Source organism: Klebsiella sp. MBT K-1, from assembly GCF_002556465.1.
Lineage (GTDB): Bacteria > Pseudomonadota > Gammaproteobacteria > Enterobacterales > Enterobacteriaceae > Klebsiella > Klebsiella grimontii.
In genome coordinates this window covers 13,361-28,845 of sequence record NZ_PDEL01000029.1, presented here as the reverse complement: position 1 = coordinate 28,845, position 15,485 = coordinate 13,361, and the positions used below count along the sequence as shown (strand labels likewise).

Annotated in this window: 18 protein-coding genes; 16 read left to right on the top strand and 2 right to left on the bottom strand. The window is 59.6% G+C overall.

Annotated elements, in window-relative coordinates; translation table 11 throughout:
* Window positions 1-209: 209 nt before the first annotated feature.
* Together CMQ96_RS27515 and CMQ96_RS27510 are read right to left on the bottom strand one after the other, a co-directional pair.
* Window positions 210-653, bottom strand: a complete 444-nt coding sequence (locus CMQ96_RS27515) for a FosA family fosfomycin resistance glutathione transferase (RefSeq protein WP_049131681.1) — start codon at window positions 651-653, stop codon at window positions 210-212.
* Window positions 647-1,555, bottom strand: a complete 909-nt coding sequence (locus CMQ96_RS27510; RefSeq protein ID WP_049086909.1) for a LysR family transcriptional regulator — start codon at window positions 1,553-1,555, stop codon at window positions 647-649. The genes CMQ96_RS27515 and CMQ96_RS27510 overlap by 7 nt, the downstream gene beginning before the upstream one ends.
* 87 nt (window positions 1,556-1,642) lie before the next feature.
* Between CMQ96_RS27510 and CMQ96_RS27505 the strand changes: the two genes are divergently transcribed.
* The 16 genes from CMQ96_RS27505 (at window position 1,643) to CMQ96_RS27430 (ending at window position 15,473) form a co-directional block, all read left to right on the top strand.
* Entirely contained in the window at window positions 1,643-2,425 is a 783-nt protein-coding gene (locus CMQ96_RS27505; protein WP_004133047.1) for an NAD(P)H-dependent oxidoreductase, read from the top strand.
* A 147-nt stretch (window positions 2,426-2,572) separates the two neighbouring features.
* Window positions 2,573-3,157, top strand: coding sequence for a TetR/AcrR family transcriptional regulator (locus CMQ96_RS27500; protein WP_004133049.1), 585 nt, complete (start codon window positions 2,573-2,575; stop codon window positions 3,155-3,157).
* A 17-nt stretch (window positions 3,158-3,174) separates the two neighbouring features.
* Complete coding sequence (locus tag CMQ96_RS27495; RefSeq protein WP_098067607.1) at window positions 3,175-3,975, top strand: transcriptional regulator; 801 nt, start codon at window positions 3,175-3,177, stop codon at window positions 3,973-3,975.
* The gene (locus tag CMQ96_RS27490) at window positions 3,972-4,490 is read left to right on the top strand and encodes a FidL-like protein (RefSeq protein ID WP_004098240.1); all 519 of its coding nucleotides are present in this window, start codon (window positions 3,972-3,974) and stop codon (window positions 4,488-4,490) included. Before CMQ96_RS27495 ends, CMQ96_RS27490 begins: the two co-directional genes overlap by 4 nt.
* 406 nt (window positions 4,491-4,896) lie before the next feature.
* Entirely contained in the window at window positions 4,897-5,175 is a 279-nt protein-coding gene (locus CMQ96_RS27485; protein ID WP_004098239.1) for a BMC domain-containing protein, read from the top strand.
* Window positions 5,176-5,192: 17 nt separating this feature from the next.
* Entirely contained in the window at window positions 5,193-5,477 is a 285-nt protein-coding gene (locus CMQ96_RS27480; RefSeq protein ID WP_004098238.1) for a BMC domain-containing protein, read from the top strand.
* 15 nt (window positions 5,478-5,492) lie between these two features.
* Window positions 5,493-5,771, top strand: a complete 279-nt coding sequence (locus CMQ96_RS27475) for a BMC domain-containing protein (protein ID WP_002442217.1) — start codon at window positions 5,493-5,495, stop codon at window positions 5,769-5,771.
* Window positions 5,772-5,824: 53 nt separating this feature from the next.
* Window positions 5,825-7,426, top strand: a complete 1,602-nt coding sequence (locus CMQ96_RS27470) for an acetaldehyde dehydrogenase (acetylating) (RefSeq protein ID WP_053086563.1) — start codon at window positions 5,825-5,827, stop codon at window positions 7,424-7,426.
* Between the two features lie 26 nt (window positions 7,427-7,452).
* Complete coding sequence (locus tag CMQ96_RS27465) at window positions 7,453-7,710, top strand: EutN/CcmL family microcompartment protein (protein WP_004133057.1); 258 nt, start codon at window positions 7,453-7,455, stop codon at window positions 7,708-7,710.
* Between the two features lie 15 nt (window positions 7,711-7,725).
* The gene (locus tag CMQ96_RS27460; RefSeq protein WP_004133059.1) at window positions 7,726-8,868 is read left to right on the top strand and encodes a 1-propanol dehydrogenase PduQ; all 1,143 of its coding nucleotides are present in this window, start codon (window positions 7,726-7,728) and stop codon (window positions 8,866-8,868) included.
* 25 nt (window positions 8,869-8,893) lie between these two features.
* Window positions 8,894-12,280, top strand: a complete 3,387-nt coding sequence (gene cutC / locus CMQ96_RS27455; RefSeq protein WP_098067606.1) for a choline trimethylamine-lyase — start codon at window positions 8,894-8,896, stop codon at window positions 12,278-12,280.
* Window positions 12,281-12,336: 56 nt separating this feature from the next.
* Complete coding sequence (gene cutD, locus CMQ96_RS27450; protein ID WP_098067605.1) at window positions 12,337-13,278, top strand: choline TMA-lyase-activating enzyme; 942 nt, start codon at window positions 12,337-12,339, stop codon at window positions 13,276-13,278.
* A gap of 12 nt (window positions 13,279-13,290) precedes the next feature.
* Window positions 13,291-13,719 (top strand): BMC domain-containing protein, encoded by a 429-nt coding sequence (locus CMQ96_RS27445; protein ID WP_004133064.1) that lies wholly within the window; start codon window positions 13,291-13,293, stop codon window positions 13,717-13,719.
* Window positions 13,716-14,336, top strand: coding sequence for a phosphate propanoyltransferase (locus CMQ96_RS27440; protein ID WP_014837302.1), 621 nt, complete (start codon window positions 13,716-13,718; stop codon window positions 14,334-14,336). Before CMQ96_RS27445 ends, CMQ96_RS27440 begins: the two co-directional genes overlap by 4 nt.
* Window positions 14,337-14,348: 12 nt before the next feature.
* The gene (locus tag CMQ96_RS27435; RefSeq protein WP_098067604.1) at window positions 14,349-15,050 is read left to right on the top strand and encodes a hypothetical protein; all 702 of its coding nucleotides are present in this window, start codon (window positions 14,349-14,351) and stop codon (window positions 15,048-15,050) included.
* A gap of 3 nt (window positions 15,051-15,053) precedes the next feature.
* Window positions 15,054-15,473: a multidrug efflux SMR transporter gene (locus CMQ96_RS27430; RefSeq protein WP_004133067.1), complete on the top strand. Its 420-nt coding sequence runs from the start codon at window positions 15,054-15,056 to the stop codon at window positions 15,471-15,473.
* Window positions 15,474-15,485 lie beyond the last annotated feature (12 nt).

Sequence of the window (15,485 nt, the reverse complement as noted above, 5' to 3'; positions counted from 1 at the left end):
ACGACAGCGCGGGATGTCGCTGTCGTTGTTGTGCCTGTCATCCGGGAGCCGGAGAAGATGACAGTGGTGAAAAGAGTTGCAGGCGTTCACAGTATCTACCCGATCGCACGGGCCGGTAGCCCGGACAAGGCGCGTCAAGCGCCGCCTCCGGGGAAACAACGCGCAATGCCGCCTCCGCTTTTCCCCGGCTCGCGCTGCGCTCAGCCGGGCTACGGGTTCCCGACCGTTTGTTCGTCCTCGCCAAAAAACACCATACCTTTATAGGGCTTCTCCCGGCACGCCGCCAGGCGCCGGGCGAGGTTGCCAACGTGCAGCTCCAGCTTGTGGCCGTCCGGGTCGAGAAAATAGTGCGACGCACCTTCGCTTTTATTGGTTTTCCATACCGGAACGCCAGCCGCATTCAGCCGCCCGGCAAAAAGCGCGAAATCCTCTTCCGCAATGCTGAACGCGTAGTGGGTGTAGTCGCTCTCCTCCGGCGGGGTAACGCGCCGCTGCGGGTCCAGCGACAGGCACAACCAGAGGTCGCCGCAGGAAAAATACGCGCCGTTATCCCAGCGGGCGTGCAGCGTCATCCCCGGCAGCTGCTGATAAAACGCCACGCTCGGCGCCAGTTGGCTGACCGCCAGAGTCAGATGATTTAATCCGCTTAACATGGCTTCCCCTCTAATGACGATACGATTTGCTGGCGCAGCCACCGGTGCGCCGGATCGCGGTGCCAACGCTCGTGCCACAGCATCAGCATCTCAAACCCGGCGACCGCCAGCGGCGGTTCGACCACCGTCAGGCCGCCAGCGTCGCGCACCAGCCGCTCCGGCAGCACCGCCACCAGTTCGCTATTGCGCAGCGTCTCCAGCATAAACAGGAAATGTGGCACGGAAAGGACAACCCGCCGCGCCAGCCCGAGATTCGCCAGCGCGTTATCGGTCGCGGCGCTGAATCCTCCGCCGTCCGGCGAGACAATCACCTGCTCCAGCTGGCAGAACTGCGCCAGGCTTAATGGCGACTGCAGCGCCGGATGTCCGGCCCGCCCTGCCAGCACGTAGCGTTCGTGGAACAACAAACGCTGATGCAGCCCGGGCGGCGCGCCGTCGCGCGTGTGAAAAAAAAGATCCACTTCATCGCGATCCGCCTGCTGTACCAGCCGTGCGGGCTGTAGCTCAAACAGCGCCAGGCGGCTGGCCGGAGAGGCGACGCGCAGGGTATTGAGCACCGGCAGCAAAATCGCCGACGCCATATAGTCCGTCGCCGCCACCCGCCAGGTCTGCGCCGCCGTGGCCGGGTCAAAAGGCTGAACCGGCGCTACCGCCAGCTCCAGCGCCAGCAGCGCATCGCGCAGCGGCCCGCGCAGTTCATCGGCGCGGGCGGTGGGCTGCATTCCGCGCGGCCCAGGCAGCAGCAGCGGGTCGGCGAAAATCTCGCGCAACCTTGCCAGCTGGACGCTGACCGACGGCTGCGACAAATTGAGGCGCTGCGCCGCGCGGGTGACGTTATTTTCGCTGAGCAGGACGTTCAGCGTACGCAGCAAATTGAGATCCAGCCCCTGGAGATTAATCATCACTATACCTGTCATTGCAGCAATTCATTTCTACTATAGCGTCGCCGACTCTACTCTGCAGCTCTCCATTGCTCAGAGGTGATTTCAATGAAAATATTACTGGTTTATGCCCATCCCGAGCCGCGCTCGCTGAACGGCGCGCTGAAAGATTTTGCCGTGCAGCATCTGCAAAACGCCGGTCACGAGGTGCAGGTGTCCGACCTCTACGCCATGCGCTGGAAGGCGGGATTTGATGCCGATGACAGCAGCGCCCCGCCGGTCGGTGAAAGCTGGCGGGCGACGCGGGATTCGCAATACGCCTTCGCTAACGGCACGCAAAGCGCGGATATCGTGGGCGAACAGGAGAAGCTGCTGTGGGCCGATACGGTGATTTTTCAGTTCCCGCTATGGTGGTTTTCACTGCCCGCCATCATGAAGGGCTGGATTGACCGGGTCTACGCTTACGGGTTTGCCTACGGCGTCGGCGAGCACAGCGAAACCCACTGGGGCGATCGCTACGGCGAAGGCACGTTCGCGGGGAAACGGGCGATGCTGGTCGTTACCGCCGGCGGATGGGCGGAGCACTACGCGCCGCGCGGAATTAACGGGTCTATCGACGATATCCTGTTCCCCATTCAGCACGGGATGCTGTTCTTTCCCGGCTTTGACGTCCTGCCGCCAGTGGTGTTCTACCGCACCGACAAACTCGATGAACAGCGCTTCGCCATCCTGCGCGAGGAGCTGGCCCGGCGGCTGGATACCCTCTCTGACACACCGCCCATTCCCTTCCGTCGTCAGAATCACGGCGACTATCTGATCCCCTCTTTGAACCTGCGTCCGGAGCTGGCGCCTGGAGAAAACGGCCTCGCTATCCACGTGAAGCCGATGTGAATCTCGGTGGGTGATATTCGCGGCGCGGCGAATATCACCACAATTCATAAGGTGAACTGTGAGCCTCCACGCAATAACGGCATCGCGCCCCGCTACGCCCCTTCGCATATTGATAGCGATCAAGAATAATCATACCGTCTGGTCGGTATGATTCGGACCATGAATATAGAAGCCCAACATCGTAAAAAAGATCCCGTCCGTCTGCATAAGCAGCTGCTGGAATCCGCGGCCACCATTGCCGGTCGGGACGGCATCGCCTCGCTGTCGCTGAACGCCGTTGCGCGCGAAGCGGGCGTCAGCAAAGGCGGTTTACTGCACCATTTCCCCAACAAGCAGGCGCTGATTTTCGCCCTCTTTGCCCGCCTGCTGGCGATTATGGAAGAAGCGATTTCAGAGCTTATGGCCGCGGATAACGTCTCTTATGGCCGCTTTACCCGCGCCTATCTGCACTATCTGTCGGCCCCGGAACTTACGGATACTCAAGAGAGCCGCCAGCTGATGGTGCTGTCGCTGGCCATGCCGGATGAACCGGTGCTGCGAAAATGCTGGCGCGACTGGATGCTCGACCATCTGGCGAAAGGTGATGAACTGGACAATAGCCATACCGGCACGCTGGTGCGCTATGCGGCGGACGGCATCTGGCTATCGGAATTAACCGAGGGGCGCACTATGAGCCCCGGGCACCGGCAGTCGCTGGTCAGCGATCTGACGAAGATGACGCTTCCTGCGTGAAGCATGTTGAGGCCGCGATGCGCTATAACATCCATGGCCGTCTTATTTATGATGCAATGGACGGCACGCTAACGTTACCGGGAAGCGATGAGGCGGACAGCCAGCTGTCCATCACCGCCAACGCGCTGCTGTGGTTCTTCCTGCGCCATACCGAGGTGGTCAGCCGCGATGAGGTGCTTAAAAAAGTCTGGGATGACAACGGTTTAACTTCATCCAACAGCAATCTCAATCAGTATCTGAGCATGCTGCGCAAAACCTTTCGCCACTACGATATCGACAACATTATCGTCACCGTGTCGCGCGGACTACTGCAGCTCAATCCGGATCTCACTATCGAGATGCTCGACGCCAGCCCGGAGCCGGAGCCGCCGCTCGCGGCAGAAACTGAGCCAGACCCGGCCGCGGTCCCGGAAGAAAAAAAGACCGTTTCCAGCCGCCACGCGCGCGGCACCTGCTGGTATCTGGCTGGCGGCTGCCTGCTCACCATCGCCCTGCTGCTGGTGGTATGCAGCTTTCTCGGCGGCAACACTTCGCACCCCATCACCCTGACGCAAATGCGCCACAGCCAGTGCGAGCTGCTGGCCAGCGATGAGATGCTGCGCTCCGTTGCCGGAACCGCCTATGGCAAGAATTTTGATGTCGTGCGCCAGCGCCTGAAGCTGGAGTGCAAGCCCGGCGAACGCTTTGTCTTCTTCTATGGCGACCGGCTGGAAACCAACGGCCTGGGCCGGGTATTCCTCGCCCACTGCGCGATGCATGAAGATAACCCGTTCAGCTACTGCGATAACTATTTTTACTATTCATGGAAGCCGCAATGAGACTCGCCCCGCGCCCCTTTTTCGCCCTCTCCAGCCTGGTGTTTATTGCCGCCGCCGGGTTCTGCGCCTGGAAGCTGCTACCGGTCGAAAACGGCGGGGTGATGAGCTGCTCGACCAAAGCGATTATGCGCTTTGAGAACATGGAGAAAGAGAACGTCAACGGCAATATCCATTTCAATTTCGCCGCCAACGGAAAAGGGTCGATGGTCGTCGAAGGCTATACCGATTCCGCCGCCGGTTGGCTCTATCTCCAGCGCTACGTCAAATTCAGCTACACCAGCAAACGCATCTCCACCACCGAGCGCCACTATCGCATCAGCAAGTGGGAATCCAGCGCCTCGTCCATCGATGAGTCGCCGGACGTGATCTTCGACTACTTTATGCGCGAGATGTCCGACAGCCACGATGGCCTGTTCCTCAACGCGCAGAAGCTCAATGAGAAAGCCATTCTTCTCAGCTCTATCAACTCACCGCTCTACGTCTGCACGCTGAAGTCCGGCAGCAAACTTGACTAAGCTCACACCCGCTTTTCCTTCATCGCTTCCGCTTTAGTAAAACCGCACGTTTTGCATTTAGCCTGCCGAATAAAACACGATCCTCTCCACACTTCATACATCGTCAAATTACCCCTGATCTGCAATAAATTAGCAACTTATTAACATCATTTCGCTTTCGGCTAAAGGGTGAAAAAAACGCCGCAAATGTCACTCAATCCTCCTCCGTCAAGCAGCACAAACGCATAAATCGTCCGCTTTTTAAATCTAATTTACAGAGTAAAAAACTAAAAATACACATTAAGCAGATTTAAATTTCACTTCATTCGCCATTCCCTATAGTGAACCCCGAACGCCGCTTCCGCGTCCTGACGTCGTTACGCGGACGGTTTTCCCGAATCACAAAACCTGTTCTGAAGGAGAAACCATGGGTGATGCATTAGGGCTTATCGAAACCAAAGGTCTGGTGGCCTGCATTGAAGCAGCGGATGCGATGTGTAAAGCCGCCAACGTTGAGCTGATTAGCTATGAAAACATCGGCTCGGGGCTGGTGACCGTCATGGTGAAGGGCGATGTCGGCGCGGTGAAAGCGGCGGTGGATTCCGGCGTCGAATCCGCGCAGCGCATCGGTGAAGTGGTGACCTCGCTGGTTATCGCTCGTCCGCATAACGACATCAACAAAATCGTCATTAAACACAAGGCCTGATGGCCAGGAGAACGCAAATGGGTGATGCATTAGGTCTGATTGAAACCAAAGGGCTGGTGGCCTGTATCGAAGCGGCGGATGCGATGTGTAAAGCCGCCAACGTTGAACTGATTGGCTATGAAAACGTCGGCTCCGGCCTCGTCACCGCGATGGTGAAGGGCGACGTCGGCGCGGTGAAAGCGGCGGTGGATTCCGGCGTCGAATCCGCGCAGCGCATCGGTGAGGTAGTGACTTCGCTGGTTATCGCCCGCCCGCACAACGACATCAACAAAATCGTCTCGCATTACAAAATCATGGATTAACCGGAGAAAAACCTGATGAAAGAAGCGCTTGGTCTTATCGAAACCAAAGGTCTGGTGGCCTGTATCGAAGCCGCGGATGCGATGTGTAAAGCCGCCAACGTGGAGCTGATTGGCTATGAAAACGTCGGCTCCGGCCTCGTCACCGCGATGGTGAAAGGCGACGTCGGCGCGGTGAATGCCGCGGTGGATTCCGGCGTGGAAGCGGCAAAACGCATCGGCGAAGTCGTCACCTCTCGCGTCATCGCGCGTCCGCATAACGACATCGAAAAAATCGCGGCGCAGCACAAAGCATGACCTGACAGGGCGCGCCCCGTCTCCACTCTTTTAGTCTGATGAAGGATAGACTCATGATTGAACTGGATAACGATTTGCAGTCCCGGCAGAACGCCCGGGAGCTGGTGCGCAATGCCAAAAAGGCGCAGGCGATTCTGGCCACCTTTTCGCAGCAGCAAATCGACGCCATCGTGAAGAACGTGGCCCAGGAAGCGGCGCATCATGCCGAAGCGCTGGCGAAAATGGCTGCGGAAGAAACCGGTTTTGGCAACTGGCAGGACAAAGTGCTGAAGAACCGCTTCGCCTCGCTGCGCGTCTACGACGCCATCAAAGATATGAAGACCGTCGGCATCATTCATGACGATCAGGTACAAAAAGTGATGGACGTGGGCGTGCCGCTGGGGGTGATTTGCGCGCTGGTACCGTCGACCAACCCGACCTCCACCGTCATCTATAAAACGCTGATCGCCCTGAAGGCCGGCAACGCAATTATCTTCTCCCCGCATCCCGGCGCCCGTCAGTGCAGCTGGAAAGCGATTGAAATCGTGAAGCGCGCGGCGGAAGCCGCAGGGGCGCCTGCCGGTAGCGTCGACGCCATTAGCCAGCTGACCCTCGAAGCCACCTCAGAGCTGATGCACAGCAAAGACGTGTCGCTGATCCTGGCGACCGGCGGCGAAGGTATGGTGCGCGCCGCCTACGCGTCCGGCACGCCGACCATCAGCGGCGGCCCGGGTAACGGCCCAGCGTTTATCGAACGCAGCGCCGATATCCCCCACGCGGTGAAAGATATCATCACCAGCAAAACCTTCGATAACGGCGTGATCTGCGCCTCCGAGCAGTCGATTATCGTCGAGCGCTGCATTTACGACGAGGTGCACCGCGAACTGGAAGCCCAGGGCGCGTACTTCATGAACGAAAGCGAAGCGGCAAAAATGGCGGCCCTGCTGCTGCGCCCCAACGGCACCATCAACCCCAAAGTGGTCGGTAAAACCGCGCTGTATCTGAGCCAGATGGCCGGTTTCTGCGTTCCGGCCAGCACCCGAGTGCTGATTGCCGAGCAAACTACGGTATCGCATACCAACCCCTACTCGCGGGAAAAACTGTGCCCGGTACTCGGCCTGTACGTCGAAGAGGACTGGAAAGCCGCCTGCCACCGCGTGGTAGAGCTACTGACCAACGAAGGCCTCGGCCACACGCTGGTGATCCACACCCGTAATCAGGACGTCATCCGCCAGTTCTGCCTGGAAAAACCGGTTAACCGCATTCTGATCAACACCCCGGCGGCGCTGGGCGGCATCGGCGCGACCACCAACATCACCCCGGCCCTGACCCTCGGCTGCGGCGCGGTCGGCGGCGGCTCCAGCTCGGACAACGTCGGGCCGATGAACCTGCTCAACATCCGCAAAGTGGGCTACGGCGTGCGCTCCATCGATGAGCTGCGCGCGCCGGGCAGCCGCCCGGAACCGCAGCCGATCATCGTCAGCCCGGCAGCCGGCCCGAACCGCAGCATCTTCGACGATGAGCGCTTTAACGCCCCGGCGGCCGCCGCCACTGCAGCCCATCCGGCCAGCGCCGACGATCGCTTTGCGACTGCCGCCGTCGGCGCGGAAAGCGAAATTAATGAGCAAAACGTGGAACGCGTCATCCGCCAGGTGCTGGAACGCCTTGGTAAGTAACACATTGATATAAGGCGATAAAAACAATGATTCTCGCAAAGGTAGTCGGACATGTCGTCGCCACGCAGAAATGCGATGAGCTACGGGGCAGCAACCTGCTGCTGATCGTCAAATTGGATGATGACCAGCAGCCGATGAAAGACCACACCTGGGTTGCCGTTGACAGCGTCGGCGCCGGTATGCACGACATCGTGCTGGCCGAAGAGTACCTGGCGCTCAACAAAGAGCGCTACAAGGCCATGTCGGTGGTCGCCATTGTCGAGAACGTGTTTCGGGACGCTTAAGGAGTCAATAACCCAATGAGTGAATTTTTGCTGAAACCCCGGATTCGCTTTGGTCAGGATGCGCTTGCCATCCTGAACGAGCTGCCCGCCCGCAACGTGCTGCTGGTCACCGACCAGGCGATGGTTAAGTTTGGCCTCGCCGATCGCGTCACGCAGATCCTCAATGCGCGCGGCATCGCTTTCCAGGTCTGGGACGACGTGGTGGCCGACCCGGATATCGCCACCGTAGTGCGCGGTATGAAGCGGATGGATAGCAGCTATCCGGATCTGGTTATCGCGCTGGGCGGCGGTTCGGTGATTGATGCAGCCAAAGCGGTTATTTTCGCCCTGGCGCAAACCCGTCCGGACGCTCACCGCGAGCCGCCCTGCTTTGTGGCGATCCCCACCACCAGCGGCACCGGCTCGGAAGTCACCGCCTTTTCGGTGGTGAAGGCCCACGCCGAGAAGCTGGTGCTGGTGGACCCGTCGCTGCTGCCGGATATCGCCATTCTTGACCCGGCTCTGGTGGCCTCGGTGCCGCCGGCGATCACCGCCGATACCGGGATGGACGTGCTGTGTCACGCGCTGGAAGCCTATGTCTCCCGCGCCGCCAGCGACTTTTCCGATGCGCTGGCGGAGAAAGTGGTGCAGCAGGTGTTTAGCTACCTGCCGACCTGCTGGCGTAACGGCGGCGACCTGCTGGCGCGCGAAAAGATGCACAACGCCTCCTGCATGGCGGGTATGGCCTTCACCAACGCCTCGCTCGGCATCACCCACAGCCTCGCCCACGCGCTGGGCGGCGTTTTCCGCGTGCCGCATGGTCGCGCCAACGCGCTACTAATGGCGGAAGTGGTGGCGTGGAACGCCGATTATCAAGGGCAGTGCGCTACCGATGCCGCCCGCAAATATGCCCGATTAGCCCATCTGCTGGACCTGCCTGCGGCCAATACCCGCCAGGGCGTCGCCAGCCTGCTGGTCGCCATTCAGGCGCTAAAAGACGAAATGAGCATGCCGACCGGTATTCGCGACACCGGCATCGATGCTGCCGATTTTGAACAACGGCTGACGGAGATGGTCGGCCAGGCGCTGCGCGACAGCTGTACGCCGACGAACCCACGCGCGCCGGACGCTCACGCATTAACCGAACTCTATCGCCGGGCGTGGACCGGTAACGCCTGATAACAAGAACTGGAGAACCTTACCCATGGCACACTACAGCTTAACGCCGCGCGTCAAAGTGTTGGCAGAACGTTTACTCTCACAAAAAAGCACCCTGTGCACCGAACATGCCACCACGCTGAGCGCCCTTGATGGCGATATCGCCGGGGTTCCCGCCGCCGTCAAACCGGCGCGCCGCTTCTATGAACTGATGCGCCAGCTGCCGCTGAGCATCAGCGCCGACGAACTGATCGTCGGCAACCAGACACGCAAGCCGCACGGGGCGATTTTCCACGACGAAAGCGCTACGCATCGCCCGTCCGCGTTCCAGTTTCTTAATCTGAACAGCGACCTCGACTCCCCGGACTATAAGCTGGTAGTGGAGAAAGGCGTACTGGCGATCAAACATCAGCTGGAAGAGAAAACCCGCGCGCTGGGCAGCGCCGTTAGCCGCAGCGGCATGGACGAAGTCAACGGCTGCCGCGCGGCCATCTACGCCTGCGATGCCCTGCTGGCGCTGGCGCAAAACCTGGCCAACAGCGCGGAAACGCTTGCCGCCGCGGAAACTAACGCTTACCGCAAAGCGGAACTGCTGGACAGCGCCGCCATTCTGCACCACGTTCCGGCCCATCCGGCGCGCAGCTTTAAAGAAGCGTGTCAGGCCTTTTATCTGTTCCAGCTGGCGCTTCAGCTGGATAACGGCAGCTACGCCGTCAACCCGGAAGGCGCCGACAAAGCCCTGCTGCCGTACTACCAGCACGATATCAACAACGGCGCGCTGTCCCCGCAGCAGGCGTATGAAATCGTCGAATCGCTGTGGTTCAAGCTGGCGGAACTGAGTGAAGTCCGCGCCGCCTGCGCTATCGACGGTTATCCGATGTTCGACGCCCTGCTGCACGGCGCAAGCCTCGAGAACGCGCGCATCAACGAACTCTCCGACATGTTCCTCAGCGCGCAGCAAAACCTCAGCGCCCTGCATCTGCCGGTGCGTCTGTTCAGCGGCGCGAAGCCAGTTTCCGCCGCGCCGTTCGCTGCCTGTAGCGAAACGCCAGCGGCAGAAGGTTTAACCCCGCGTATGCAGCGCCTGCGCAACCACTACCTGACCGTGCGCCCGAGCGTCTCCATTTACCGCGCGCTGGCCTTTACCGAAGTGGTGAAAGCCAATCCGGGGATGCCGACGATTCTGCTGCGCGCCAAAGCCTTCCGCCACGCCTGCGAAACCGCGCCGATTCTGATTCAGAACGATGAGCTGATCGTCGGTCATCCGTGCGGCAAGCCGCGCGCGGGCGCGTTCTCGCCGGATATCGCCTGGCGCTGGGTGCGCGACGAACTCGATACCATGAGCACCCGTCCGCAGGATCCGTTTGAGATCAGCGAAGCAGATAAAAAAACCATCCGCGAAGAGATCGTACCGTTCTGGGAAGGCCGCTCGCTGGACGAAATCTGCGAAGCCCAGTACCGCGAAGCGGGCGTATGGGCATTCAGCGGCGAAACCTTCGTCAGCGACCTCTCCTACCACCAGATCAACGGCGGCGGCGACACCTGCCCGGGCTACGACGTGCTGCTGTTCACCAAAGGGATGAACGGCATTAAGGCCGACGCCGAGGCGCATCTCGCCAGCCTGAGCATGGAAAACCCGGAAGATATCGACCGTATCTACTACTACAAGGCGGCGATTGAAACCTGCGAAGGGGTCATTAACTACTCCCACCGCATCGCCGCCCGCGCCCGCGAACTGGCCGCGATTGAGCAGAACGCCCAGCGCCGCGCCGAGCTGCTGACTATCGCCGAGGTGAACCAGAACGTCCCGGCGAATCCACCGAAAACCCTGCAGGAAGCGCTGCAAAGCATCTGGACGGTCGAGTCGCTGTTTGAAATTGAAGAGAACCAGACCGGCCTGTCGCTGGGTCGCGTTGACCAGTACTGCTACCCGATGTTCGAAGCCGATATCCGCGAAGGCCGCCTGACCCACGATAGCGCGCTGGAGATGATGCAGGCGTTTATTATCAAGTGCGCCGAATTGATGTGGATGTCCAGCGAGCTGGGGGCGAAATATTTCGCCGGCTATCAGCCGTTTATCAACCTGACCGTCGGCGGCCAGAAGCGCTCCGGCGGCGATGCCTGTAACGACCTCACTTATCTGATTATGGATGCCGTGCGCTTCGTGAAGGTTTACCAGCCGTCGCTGGCCTGCCGTATTCACAACCAGTCGCCGCAGAAGTACATGGAAAAAATCGTTGACGTGGTGAAAGCGGGGATGGGCTTCCCGGCCTGCCACTTCGACGACTCCCATATCAAGATGATGCTGCGTAAAGGCTTCGATTTCGAAGACGCCCGCGATTACTGCCTGATGGGCTGCGTCGAACCGCAGAAATCCGGCCGCATCTATCAGTGGACCTCCACCGGCTACACCCAGTGGCCCATCGCCATTGAGTTCGTTTTAAACCGCGGCCGGATGGTGCTGTTCGACAGCTATCAGGGGCTGGATACCGGCGACCTGCGCGACCTGCGCACTTTCGAAGAATTCGACGCGGCGGTGAAACAGCAGATCGCCCATATCGTGCGTCTGTCGGCGATCGGTACGGTCATCAGCCAGCGCGTGCACCGCGACGTGGCGCCGAAGCCGCTGATGTCGCTGCTGGTGGAAGGCTGCATGGAAAAAGGCAAAGACGTTGCCGCCGGCGGCGCGATGATCAACCACGGCCCGGGACTGATCTTCTCCGGTCTGGCGACCTACGTCGACTCCATGGCGGCGATTCGTAAGCTGGTATTTGAAGAGAAGAAATACACCCTCGAGCAGGTGCGCGACGCGCTGCTGGCGAACTTCGAAGGCTTCGAAGGCCTGCGCCGCGACTGCCTCAACGCGCCGAAATACGGCAACGATGATAACTACGTTGACCAGTATGCGCTGGATATCACCGAGTGGACCGAGCGCGAGTGCCGTAAGTACAAGATGCTCTACTCCACCCTGAGCCACGGCACCCTGTCTATCTCCAACAACACGCCGATCGGCGAGCTGACCAACGCCACGCCGAACGGCCGCCTGGCGTGGATGCCGCTCTCCGACGGCATCAGCCCGACTCAGGGCGCGGATAAGCAGGGTCCGACGGCGATCATCAAGTCGGTGAGCAAGATGAACGTCGAAACCATGAACATCGGCATGGTGCACAACTTCAAGTTCCTCAAAGGGCTGCTGGATACCCCGGAAGGTCGTCACGGCCTGATTACCCTGCTGCGCACCGCGTCGATTCTCGGCAACGGCCAGATGCAGTTCAGCTATGTCGATAACGAAGTGCTGAAAAAAGCCCAGCAGGAGCCGGAAAAGTACCGCGACCTGATCGTCCGCGTGGCGGGCTACAGCGCCTACTTCGTTGAACTGTGCAAAGAAGTTCAGGACGAAATCATCAGCCGCACGGTGATTGAGAAGTTCTGATAAAGACACGGACGTTGGTGGACAAGGATGTCCAGGCTATTTTTGTGGGGGCAAATGTGAATAAAGAATTAACCGGGCGAATTTTCAATATTCAGAAATATTCGATCTATGACGGCGATGGTATTCGCACGCTGGTTTTTTTCAAAGGCTGCAATATTCGCTGCCCGTGGTGCGCCAACCCGGAAGGGCTGGCCAGCCAGTTTCAGGTGATGTTCTCGCAGGATAAATGCATTAACTGCGGCGACTGCGTTAACGTCTGCCCGGCGGGTATTCATTATCGGGCGGAAGAAAACGGCGAAATGAAGCATTTCGTCAATCGTAATAAAGACTGTATCGGCTGTCGCAAGTGTGAAGAGATTTGCACCCAGAACGCGCTGGATATTATGGGCAAAGATGTCACCGTCAGCGAACTGATGGAAATCATCATGCAGGACTACGACTTTTATATCTCCTCCGGCGGCGGCGTGACCATCGGCGGCGGTGAAATGAGCCTGCAAACCGATTTTGCCGTCGCGCTCTTTAGCGAATGCAAAAAGATGATGCTCAATACCGCCGTGGAAACGCAGGGCACCACGCCGCTGGCCAATTATCAAAAGCTGGCGCCGGTGACCGACACCTTCTTATTCGATATTAAGCAAATTAACAGCGAGCAGCATAAAGCGTTATTTGGCATCGGTAACGAAGGCATTCGCCGCAACCTGGAGTGGCTGGTCGATTCTGGCGCTAACGTCATTATCCGCATGCCGCTGGTTCGCGGCTATAACGACTCGTTCGATGCCATTACCGGGGCCATTGATTACGTACAAAAGCTGGCGAAGCGCGGAAATATCCGCCGCATCGATATGCTGCCGTACCACCAGCTCGGGCGCAAAAAATATGAGCGCCTCGATATGCCCTATCCCATTACCCGGGACCCAACGTATTCCGCCGCAGAGTTAGACCGGCTGGAAACGTTCTTCACGCAGTTTGATTTTGATATTCGCTTAGTCCGCCATTAACAGGAGCCGACAATGAAAAGTTTAGGCGTAATTGAAACGCGAGGATTAGTTGCCGCCGTTCAGGCCGTGGATGCCGCCTGTAAAAGCGCAGGCGTGTCCTGCATTGGCTACCGCAAAGTCGGTTCGGGGCTGGTGAGCGTCTGCTTTGAAGGTGAGATCAGCGCGATTCACACCGCTATCGAACGCGGCGTCGCCGTCGCCGCGCTCATCGACCCGCAGGTTAAATCCCTGACGATCGCCCGTCCGGAGCGCAGCATCGTGGACGCCCTCAGCGCCCTTAAAGGCCGTCCGCCGCGCGCGGAAGCTGCCGCTGCCGCGCCGCTTGAGGCTGAAGCCGTCGCGCCCGCCGCTGTGGAAACAAGGGAACCCACTGAACCCGCCGCCGCGCCTGCGCCGACGGAAGATAAAAACGCGGCGATGAGGAAAGGGAAGAAGGCATGATCGACACCCTGCTCCATGAAAAAATCGCCGCCCGCCTGAGCCACGTTGCTCCGGCTATTCCGGTCGGCATCTCTAACCGCCACGTCCATCTGGCGCAGCAGGACGTCGAAGCGCTGTTTGGCAAGGGCTACGTCCTGACGCCGTTTAAACCGCTGCGCCAGCCGGGGCAGTTCGCGGCCCAGGAGTGCGTCACCGTGGTCGGTCCGAAGGGCTCGCTCACCCAGGTGCGCGTCCTCGGCCCAACCCGCCCGGTATCGCAGCTGGAAATCTCCCGCGCCGACTGCTTTACCCTCGGCATCAAAGCGCCGGTTCGTGAATCTGGCCAGTTGGAGAACGCGGGCAGCGCGCTGCTGATCGGTCCGGCTGGCCACGTTGAGCTGCGATCTCAGGTGATCTGCGCCTGGCGGCATATCCATATGTCGCCGCAGGACGCCCGCCAGTTGAACGTCGCCAACGGCCAGAAGGTTAGCGTACGCAGCGATGGCGAACGCCAGTTGACCTTCGATGAAGTGGTGGTGCGGGTGCGCGAAGACTTCGCGCTGGAGTTTCATATCGATACCGAAGAGGCCAACGCCGCCGGCTTGAAAAACGGCGCGCAGGTCACGCTCATCGGCTAACGGAGGCTCGCCATGACCAACCAACAGATGGAAGACCTGGTTGAACGCATTATTCAGCGTCTGCGGCCGCCGGTACTGGTGATGGTGACCGCCGCGGCGGGCTACCGGCAAGCTATTCGCCAGCGGCTGGCCGGCTGCGGCGAGAGCCTACACCTGGCGCTGGAGAGCGGGATTGACGACGGCGAGCAGTGGCAGGCTATCGGTAAAACGCTGGCGGCGGCGGACTGGCAACATGCGCTGCCTTCGGCCTCGTATAAGGCGCTGCTGCTGCCGTTTCTCGACTACCCGCTGGCGGCGGATCTGCTGAAGGGTTCCCTGCACAGTCCCGTTGCCCGCCGCGTGCACGATGCCCTGCTGAGCGGCCTGCCGGTGCTGGCGCTGCGCTATCACTGCGATCCCGCTAGCGAGCTTAACCATCTGCGGGGCGCGCAGCCTGATACCGCTTACGCCGGGCATATGCAGGCCACGCTGGCCCGCCTGGCCGAATGCGGCGTCACGCTGTGCACCATGAACGAATTGCTGGAGAAGCTGGCGTCGGGTCGCGAAGCGACGGCGGCGCCGGCGAGCAGCCCGCGGCGTTATCTCACTGTCACAGACGTGGTGAATAATCCGGCGCTGGCCTGTACCCCTGAAGCGCAGTTGACCGATGCCGCTAGCGATTTTTTAAAAAACAGAAAAAAGAACCTTACCTTAAATAGTAAACCCGGAGTTTAACTTATGTCTTCAAAAACAAAGTGTTGGCTATGGATGCTGCTGGTTATCGTTTCCGAAACCTCAGCCACCTCCACCCTCAAAATGTTCGGCAGCAGTGAAGGGATGACCAAAATGCTGCTGCTCGGGCTGCTGGTGCTGCTGTACTGCACCTGCTACTACTCGCTGTCCCGCGCGGTGAAGGATATTCCCGTCGGTCTGGCCTACGCCACCTGGTCCGGTACCGGCATCCTCGTGGTGTCGACGCTGGGAATGGCGTTTTACGGCCAGCACCCGGACACCGCCGCCATTATCGGCATGGCGGTTATCGCCAGCGGTATCGTAATCATGAACCTGTTTTCCAAAATGGGTAGCGAAGAGAGCGAGGAAGCGCCCGCGCAACCGGCCGCTGCCGCTGCATCCCTGGACAAAAAAGTCGCCAACTAACAGAAAAGGAAC

Excerpts from the sequence above, each read along its gene's own strand:
- CMQ96_RS27515 (WP_049131681.1), bottom strand. The coding sequence starts at position 653 with ATGTTAAGCGGATTAAATCATCTGACTCTGGCGGTCAGCCAACTGGCG.
- CMQ96_RS27510 (WP_049086909.1), bottom strand. The coding sequence starts at position 1,555 with ATGATTAATCTCCAGGGGCTGGATCTCAATTTGCTGCGTACGCTGAAC.
- CMQ96_RS27505 (WP_004133047.1), top strand. The coding sequence starts at position 1,643 with ATGAAAATATTACTGGTTTATGCCCATCCCGAGCCGCGCTCGCTGAAC.
- CMQ96_RS27500 (WP_004133049.1), top strand. The coding sequence starts at position 2,573 with ATGATTCGGACCATGAATATAGAAGCCCAACATCGTAAAAAAGATCCC.
- CMQ96_RS27495 (WP_098067607.1), top strand. The coding sequence starts at position 3,175 with ATGCGCTATAACATCCATGGCCGTCTTATTTATGATGCAATGGACGGC.
- CMQ96_RS27490 (WP_004098240.1), top strand. The coding sequence starts at position 3,972 with ATGAGACTCGCCCCGCGCCCCTTTTTCGCCCTCTCCAGCCTGGTGTTT.
- CMQ96_RS27485 (WP_004098239.1), top strand. The coding sequence starts at position 4,897 with ATGGGTGATGCATTAGGGCTTATCGAAACCAAAGGTCTGGTGGCCTGC.
- CMQ96_RS27480 (WP_004098238.1), top strand. The coding sequence starts at position 5,193 with ATGGGTGATGCATTAGGTCTGATTGAAACCAAAGGGCTGGTGGCCTGT.
- CMQ96_RS27475 (WP_002442217.1), top strand. The coding sequence starts at position 5,493 with ATGAAAGAAGCGCTTGGTCTTATCGAAACCAAAGGTCTGGTGGCCTGT.
- CMQ96_RS27470 (WP_053086563.1), top strand. The coding sequence starts at position 5,825 with ATGATTGAACTGGATAACGATTTGCAGTCCCGGCAGAACGCCCGGGAG.
- CMQ96_RS27465 (WP_004133057.1), top strand. The coding sequence starts at position 7,453 with ATGATTCTCGCAAAGGTAGTCGGACATGTCGTCGCCACGCAGAAATGC.
- CMQ96_RS27460 (WP_004133059.1), top strand. The coding sequence starts at position 7,726 with ATGAGTGAATTTTTGCTGAAACCCCGGATTCGCTTTGGTCAGGATGCG.
- cutC (WP_098067606.1), top strand. The coding sequence starts at position 8,894 with ATGGCACACTACAGCTTAACGCCGCGCGTCAAAGTGTTGGCAGAACGT.
- CMQ96_RS27445 (WP_004133064.1), top strand. The coding sequence starts at position 13,291 with ATGAAAAGTTTAGGCGTAATTGAAACGCGAGGATTAGTTGCCGCCGTT.
- CMQ96_RS27440 (WP_014837302.1), top strand. The coding sequence starts at position 13,716 with ATGATCGACACCCTGCTCCATGAAAAAATCGCCGCCCGCCTGAGCCAC.
- CMQ96_RS27435 (WP_098067604.1), top strand. The coding sequence starts at position 14,349 with ATGACCAACCAACAGATGGAAGACCTGGTTGAACGCATTATTCAGCGT.
- CMQ96_RS27430 (WP_004133067.1), top strand. The coding sequence starts at position 15,054 with ATGTCTTCAAAAACAAAGTGTTGGCTATGGATGCTGCTGGTTATCGTT.